This window comes from Algibacter sp., from assembly GCF_049667265.1.
Classification (GTDB): Bacteria; Bacteroidota; Bacteroidia; order Flavobacteriales; family Flavobacteriaceae; genus Algibacter_B.
On sequence record NZ_JBATHX010000215.1, the window covers coordinates 21,845 to 30,011 of the forward strand.

Annotated in this window: 4 protein-coding genes; all 4 read right to left on the bottom strand. The window is 32.7% G+C overall.

Annotated elements, in window-relative coordinates; genetic code table 11:
- Positions 1 to 10 precede the first annotated feature (10 nt).
- The 4 genes from WBN21_RS08000 to WBN21_RS08015 all read right to left on the bottom strand — a co-directional run bounded on the left by WBN21_RS08000 (position 11) and on the right by WBN21_RS08015 (position 7,956).
- Positions 11 to 1,570, bottom strand: a complete 1,560-nt coding sequence (locus tag WBN21_RS08000; protein WP_424199130.1) for a RagB/SusD family nutrient uptake outer membrane protein — start codon at positions 1,568 to 1,570, stop codon at positions 11 to 13.
- Between the two features lie 6 nt (positions 1,571 to 1,576).
- Positions 1,577 to 4,780, bottom strand: coding sequence for a SusC/RagA family TonB-linked outer membrane protein (locus WBN21_RS08005; protein WP_424199132.1), 3,204 nt, complete (start codon positions 4,778 to 4,780; stop codon positions 1,577 to 1,579).
- A 415-nt stretch (positions 4,781 to 5,195) separates the two neighbouring features.
- Positions 5,196 to 5,570, bottom strand: a complete 375-nt coding sequence (locus tag WBN21_RS08010) for a cupin domain-containing protein (protein ID WP_424199134.1) — start codon at positions 5,568 to 5,570, stop codon at positions 5,196 to 5,198.
- A 100-nt stretch (positions 5,571 to 5,670) separates the two neighbouring features.
- Positions 5,671 to 7,956 (bottom strand): alginate lyase family protein, encoded by a 2,286-nt coding sequence (locus WBN21_RS08015; protein WP_424199136.1) that lies wholly within the window; start codon positions 7,954 to 7,956, stop codon positions 5,671 to 5,673.
- Between the last annotated feature and the right edge of the window lie 211 nt (positions 7,957 to 8,167).

The window sequence follows — 8,167 nt, forward strand, 5'->3', positions numbered from 1 at the left end:
AGTTATGTTTTTAGTATCCGTTATTTTGTTTGTAAAAATTAGGTATATTGTCTATTTCCCTTTGTGGAAAAGGAAGGAATTTCTTTTCGTTTGTATAAAACAAACTGTTACTAGTAGAAAAACTATTTAAAACAGCATCAGCTTTACCAAATCTTATTAAGTCATACAAACGTTGATTTTCATAGACAAACTCAACTTGTCTTTCTGCAAGTAATTCATCTTTTGTTAAAAGCCCAACAGCTTCTTCAAGTCCTGCTCGACGTCTAACCTGGTTAAAAGCATCGATAGCTCGTGAATCTGTAGTACTATTATCTGTACCTAATATAGCTTCTGAATACAGTAACAATACATCAGCATATCTTAAAACTACCCAGTCATTATCTCCAATTTCACCATCAGTTGGAAATTTTGTATTAAAAACATCGATAGTAGCGTTACTTAGAAATGCACTATAATCTAAGGGATTTAATGAAGCATAAAAGCGAACTGGTTGTAATTCTGGAGTCATAACTTCTAAAAAACTAAGCGAAGCTATATTCACACCATTTGATGGCCCTTGTAAGGTCATGGCAAAACTATGCGATTCAGAATCGGTTTCAACTTGATCACCTAAACCACTATCACTTGTTGTATAATTATCACTACTTACTAAATCATAAGCAATTGAAAAAATGACTTCATCATTTATTTCGAGACCTGAACTATTTGACCAAGAACCATCTGGTACGCCATCATCTCCTAAAACCCCAGAAAAGCTGTTACCCAATACGTTTCCATAATCGTTAACTAAGTCAAAAAAGTATTCTGCGTCTGTAGATGTAGCATCCCTTTCAGTAAATAACAAATCATAATTATAGGCACTATTATTCTCTATTACAGAGGCTAACAATAATTCTGCTTCATTATAATTAGGGCTTGGCTGACTTAAATAAGCTTTTGCAGCCAAACAAATAGCAGCACCTTTGGAAGGGCGATATCTATCTTGTACACCACCATCCAAATAAGCAATGGATGTTTTAAAATCTGCAATAATTTTTGCATAAACTTCAGCTTCTGGCAATTGAGGATAATCTAAAGCTTCATTTTTGGTAATATCTAACACTTTATCAACAAAGGGGATATTTTGGTATGCTCGAACCAAATTAAAATGACATAACGCTCTCATAAAATATGCCTCACCAACAGTATATTGTTGACTTTCTGGCGCTAAAAATCGGTTATCTATAATGGTATTGGCATGTTTAATGGTTGACATGTTATTCGAATAATACGTCGCTACATCCCCATTATTAGGATCTACATTGTAAGCATTAATTGCTGGAAAATTTCCATTTTCCGAATTAGCTCTTACATTATCTGATCTTAATTCAATTAGCAAAAACTCATTTGCTGGAACTTTTTGATAGGCATCCAAAACGCCGTTTGCTAATAATTCAAATCCATTATTAGTTTGTAGTAACTCCTCGATTGAAAGTGCTGTTGGGTTACTAAGGTCTAGTTCTTTCTCGCAACTTGTAACTAAAGCTACTAAAGAAAAACAAACGATTATATTTTTATATATCTTTTTCATAATTAATTAAAATTGAAAGTTAATCCCTGCTGAAATTGTTCTAACTACAGGTCCATCCCCTCTTTGGTAACCAGATGTTAATGGGGTATTTGCATTATCGGAAGTTTGACCAGACGCGTCTGGGTTAAATCCTTCATAACCTTTAGCTGTAAAGAACAATAAATTCTCGCCAGTTAAATAGAATCTTAGCCTATCAATACCATTTTTTGAAGTAAATGATTCTGGCAAAGTATAACCTAAAGTTATATTTCTTAAAGTTACAAATGATGCATCTTGTATGTGATCGTCAGTAAATCTTCTATGAACAGTTAAATCTCTATCAGGAAAACTAGCAAGCTCATTAACAGCTGATTCACTAGCATAGTACAACTGATCTAAATCTGCAACCCTTACCTCAGCTCCATGAGATCCTTGCCATTGAAAAGAAAAATCGAAATCTTCATAAGTGAAATCTGAATTGAATCCCCAAGTAAAATCAGGATATGGACTACCTAACTCTGTTCTATCTTCATCATCAATAATACCATCGTTATTCAAATCTTTCACATAAACATCAGCAAAATCATTATTAAACCTATTAAATGGATTATCAACCCACTCTAACGGAATTTCTTTTTCGTAAACCCAACCATAAAATGAGGTTATTGGCTGCCCTACTCTGGCTATAAATTGTGTAGCCCTAGTGTCCTGTGCAATTTCAGAAATAATTTGGTTGCTTTGCCCTAAACTCATAACTTCATTTCTGTTTAAAGAAAATTGACCAGACGCAGCCCAGCTAAAGTTTTCGTTGGTTATCAGTCTCGAATTTAATTCAATTTCAACACCTTCATTTTTAACTTCACCAATATTTTGCAACCAATTATCTGCGCCATAAGTACCAGCGATTGGAGCAAATAGAATTAGGTCTTCACTTGTTCTAGTATAATAATCTAAAGTTAAATTTAGAAGACTTCTACCAAATGTAACATCTATACCGGGGTTAAATTCAACTAATTTCTCCCAACCTAAATCTTGATTTGCTAAAGTCAATCCTTTTACACCCGTTTGTCCGTTATAACCAATAGTACCAAAGGTTTCTTCAAATCTATAAAGGGATTCAAATATGTTGTTAGATATTTCATTAGACCCTGAAACACCGTAACTGGCTCTTAATTTCAAAAATGTTACAAAATCGCTTGATGTTAAGAAATCTTCGTTTGACATAATCCAACCAACAGACGCTGCTGGAAAAAACCCGAATCTTGTGTTTGGGCCAAATCTTGTGCTACCATCAGTACGTGCAGATACTTGCAACAAATATTTTTCATTATAATTATAATCAATTCTTCCAAAATATGAAACTAATTTATCAGTTCCATTATCAGTAAAAGTAGTACCGTTATCTGCAAGCGCAATATTGTTATTGAAATCATTAGTATAACCTACAGCCTCGGTCTCTTGAGTATAAAAATCTCTTTGGGTATACTCAAATCCAAATACTGAGTTTAAGTTATGTTTCCCAAAACTTTTATTATATTTTATAAGTGATTCAAAAGCAAATTGATTTAATTCATCGCGCTCTTCTTGTCTAAAAGACTCTTGATCTCTGTTTTCTTGAGAAAATAAATAGTCAGCATTATTATTCTTATTATGTCTAAAAACGCTTGAAATAGTTTGTCTGAAATTAAGTCCTTTAGCTAATTCAAAATCAATGTATGATGATGCATTTAAACTTAATTTTTTCTTTTTTCTAGATCTTTCTAGGAAAAACACCATTGGATGCACATTTTTAGTGGTTGACAATGTTAATCCGCCTGAAGTTAAATCACTAGCTACCGGAAGCCCTGTACTAGGATCTCTAAGAATTCTTCTTGGGTCATTCGGGTCTTGTGTAAAAACGTGATCAAAAGCTCTTGAAAAGCCATAACTACCAACACCAAGATTCTCGAATAATTTACCAGCATCAGTTGAAACTCCAACATCAGTAGAAAAATTAGTAACATAATCTAAATGATCTTCATTTAAATAAAGTGGCAAATGCCCTAATTGTCTTAATGGATCTGTAAATCTTGCTGGTAATTTATCTTGATCATTATAATTAACATTTAAACTAGCTCCAAACTTAATTTTCTTGTTTTTTGATTTACTGTCTACTTTTATTCTAGCAGTATATTTCTTGAAATTATCTTTTAATGCGATACCTTCATCTTCAAGATAGCCTAATGAAGCCGTGTAATTTGTTAAATCGGTTCCACCTCTCACAGCTAAAGAGTGGATTGTTATAGTTCCACCAGGGAAAATTTTATCTTGCCAGTTTTGTTCACCATCGCCTAAGGATGCTAAAAAATCCATAGCTTCAAGCTCTGCATAGGCTGAGTTATAATCACCGGTAATCCTATCATAATTTGGGCTATCAACTGAAATACCATCAATAACACCTTGCAATCCATTTAACCTTGCTCTTTCATCTGAAATAGAGGTATTAAAATTGTCATTATTAAGGGCATACTTATATCCAGTAAATGTGTTATAAGAGAATTTTGTTTTTCCAGCAACACCTTTTTTAAGGGTTACTAATATTACACCATTTGCTCCACGAGATCCGTAAATAGCAACCGATGAAGCATCTTTTAAAACACTTATAGAATCAATATCATTATTATCAATAGTTCCTAAAATATCGGCATCAGTACCTAAAACAATACCATCAACAACTATTAAAGGAGATGATGAACCTGTAATTGACCCTGGCCCTCTTAATGTAATTTTAGGATCCCCACCTGCTTCTGAGGCCACAGTTTGAATTCTTAAACCAGCAACTTTACCTTGAAGTGCATCTTCAACACGAGCTACTGAAATATTTTCAAGGTCTTTACCATCAACTTTAGTTAATGCACTTGTTATAGTTTTTTGTTTTTGGTCTCCATAACCAATTACAACTACTTCATTTAGTTGAGCTATATCTTCAGCCAACGCTACATTGATAGTTTTTTGACCTGAGACAATTACTGTTTTGGTAACATATCCAATATATGAAAATTGTAATACGTCGCCGCTTTTTGCTTCAATTTGGTACAAACCATCAAAATCTGTAGATGCACCTATGGTTGTATTTAAAACAATTACATTTACGCCTGGTATTGGGATGTTATCCGCTGCAGACACTACAGTACCTTTTATAGTGGTACTACTCTGTGCAAATATGGTAATATTGAATGTCAATAAAACCATAAAAAATAGCTTAGTTTTCAAATTCATAATTAGTTAATTTGATTTTTAATTTAGTTTTAAAGTTAATAATGGTTAAGCTTTTTTAATTACTTTTAAAAAGATGTAAACCAATTCTAATAAGAACGTAGATAATAATACGTTTACTCTAAGAAATAAACATTTGTAATTTGCAACCTCTTAATTGGTTAACCAGTTTGGTTTCCCAAATATATACTAATTTTTCGTTTTAACAAATATTTAATATAATTTAACACATTTACTCCATAAAACACTCTATTATCGGGCGAAATGCATTTATTTAAGATACCTTATAAGTAAAAGTTGCTATATGCCGTACGTGGGTGGGATTTATCCTAAAACCCTAAAAATAAAACTATTTTAAACCTCTCGTAATGGCTAGCAGATTTTTTACTTATTACTTTTTATCTCCAAAATAAGACGGTCCTTTACCAGTTAAGAAATCTTCTCTTACAGGACTAAAGGTGTCAATTAATTGTCCTTCTTCTAAACATACTGCACTATGCAATAAATTTGGTTCAATGTACACGCCATCTCCTGCTTCTACAATTTGTTTTACTCCATCAATTTCAAATTCAAATTTACCTGAAACACAATAGGTAGCTTGCGTGTGAAAATGCTGATGTGGTGCACCTAATGCACCTTTTTCAAATTTTACGCTTACCATCATAATTTGGTTATCGTAACCTAAAAACTTTCTTGATACTCCTCCACCAAGTACTTCCCATTCCATGTCTTTTGCAATGACATACTTTTCACTAACTCTTTTCATATTGTTTATATTTATTGATTTTTAAAGGTTATATGTTGCTTCCATATCATGATTCCCTTGAGTATCAAGCTCTCGAAATGGAAGGTTCATAATTTTTTATTTAATTGTTTTCTGTTAATTTATAAGCACCTTTCCAGGTATACTCTTTATTGTTTATTGTTAATTTATGCTCTTTATCTTTATCATTATTTTCGTTTGAAATGATAAAGACTTTTGATTTATCATTTTTAGTATCAATCTGAATTGCTGTGTATTCTTTAGAATCGTGCACAACTTCAATATTCTTTATATGACTATAAGCGTTTACAGCTAATTCAGATACTGGATTATATGTTCCATGAGATTCTATGGTTGATACAAATAGAGCATTCTTTACATTCTTTTTTCTTAAGATTAATGTTTGCTCGTTACGCAAATTAAAGTCTGGGTCAGTTGCTCCTATTCTACCGATAATGGCTTCATCTTTGTTATTTGAAACGGCAGAATATGTGTAGAATTTATTGTTAAGCAACCAGTTTAATTTAATATTACCATCTTTAACAGAAGCTGAAGCCTCTTTATACAAATGCTGATACCCATCAGATTTTCCTAAAATTTCTGGTGTGTTCAATTTTGAATATTCAAAATCGGCTTGCATAATATGCCCTAGGAAATAGAATGGTAAATCGTATTGATTAGCACTTTCAGATGTAACTCTTAAAATATCTAATATAAAGGGGCTTTCATAATTTTCATCCTTAATAGTAACCATAGTTCTATGAAGCTTGGTTTCTGGATACGCATTGTCTTCTTTTGCGCTAGCAACTTTTACATTTTCATCCTCTACGCTAAAAACATATCTATTTGAATGAAATTTGCTTCCAATATCATACTTTCCTTGAAATTGAGAAGTTTCGTTTTGCACCAAAGTATTGTGAGCAATTGTCTGTTTAGCCCAAGTGGTACCCTCTTTTAAATAATTACCTCCTCCTTTTTGTTCAATATTTACAAAACGACCCATGCCGTAATCTTGAACTACCTCTTCACCAGCTTCAAATAGTGCAAACGATAATTTATCAAAATGTCCATGACTCAATCCGTGCGCCGTATATTTAAATACTAATTCTAAATCATCATGACGAAGAATTCCAACAGCACCTTCATCGCCATTAGCGCCATCTGATAATTCTATTGATTTCTTAACAAATGGTTTTTCCTTGCCTTCTTTAATCCCTAAAGCTACTGCTAAACCCGCGTCATCAAGAGTTACTTCATCTTGCATTTTAGCAATACTTAATAATTCTGGGTTATTTCCTCCAAAATGATACCCAATATCAACTGTTGAAATTAAAGACGCATTATAATACGACATGCCTTTTTGAGCATCGTTCAACAAAAAGAATTCGCCCTTAGCATTTGATAAATTCAATAAAGCATTGACACTTTTTATAAGCACACCGTCTTTATACTCAAATACCTTATGCTCTGGTTTTTTATTTTGAAGTGCCTGTGCAAAAATTAAAAATGGATATGAGGCGTAACGCTGATAATAAGGCCCTTCAGTAAAATATCCATCCGGAGAAAAAGGTTCATCTACATTAGCATAAAAACCTATTTTTTGACCTTCTTTTCTAATATAGCCACCATCATTATCCTTTTCATCTGGATCAAAACTTTCATCTGTAACCCCATTTAATGCTCTATCTAATAGCTCAGCATCATCCATTGCTAGCGCAATCATTCCTACAGCCGAATTTCCCCAAGTTGCGTGGTTATGAACGCGGTTAAAAAATTGCGGACTATCTTTTGATATGTGATCCGCAAAAGGTCTGAACAAATCTGTTTCTAAAGTATTGCGTTCTTCTTCTGTTAAAAAATCATAAATACAATCATAAGCTTGACTTGTATACACCAACCAATTAGAATCGTTTAAACATTGCCAAAATAATTTACCTCTAGCGTACGATCGTGGTTTTGGATGAATAGGCCATGTTGGATATTGCTTGGCATACTCAAACAACATGTCTTTAACAAATTGGGCATATTTATCATCATTGAGAATTTGATACAAAGCACCAGCTTTTTGCATTAAAACATAGTTCTTTTTATGCGTTTCGTGAGTATAACCACCAGAATAGTCTTTAGGTGTCGGTACGTCAAATCCATTTTCAATCTCAGCATCAACCTCTATTTGAGTGGCTGCTAGGGTTTTATCAAAAATTGGAATATTTCCTAAATTGGCTCTTATATCTTTAACACCTTGTTTTGTTAAAATTAAACTTGGGTGCCCAATATCATCAGAGGTGCTTTCATCAATGCCATTTAATGATTTTTCATTACATGACATCATGAGAAAAAATATGAAACTGAAAAGTACTGTTATTGATATATTGCTTTTTAACTTCATAATTATACATTTGAGATGAGTTCTAAATCTTGCCAGTATTCAGTTTTACAATTTAACAAATTTTGGGAATGAATTCATAGCAGCATCAAACAAACTTTTCAATCCCGCTTTTACATGAATAGTTTTTTATTGTTTAACGCCACTATTGAATCATCTTACTATTAGAGACAGGAACTAAATACTTTTTTATTTGTGACTAACTCAAACGTAT

What these genes read in the sequence shown, in the direction of transcription:
- WBN21_RS08000 (WP_424199130.1), bottom strand. Translation starts at nt 1,570, where the DNA reads ATGAAAAAGATATATAAAAATATAATCGTTTGTTTTTCTTTAGTAGCT.
- WBN21_RS08005 (WP_424199132.1), bottom strand. Translation starts at nt 4,780, where the DNA reads ATGGTTTTATTGACATTCAATATTACCATATTTGCACAGAGTAGTACC.
- WBN21_RS08010 (WP_424199134.1), bottom strand. Translation starts at nt 5,570, where the DNA reads ATGAAAAGAGTTAGTGAAAAGTATGTCATTGCAAAAGACATGGAATGG.
- WBN21_RS08015 (WP_424199136.1), bottom strand. Translation starts at nt 7,956, where the DNA reads ATGAAGTTAAAAAGCAATATATCAATAACAGTACTTTTCAGTTTCATA.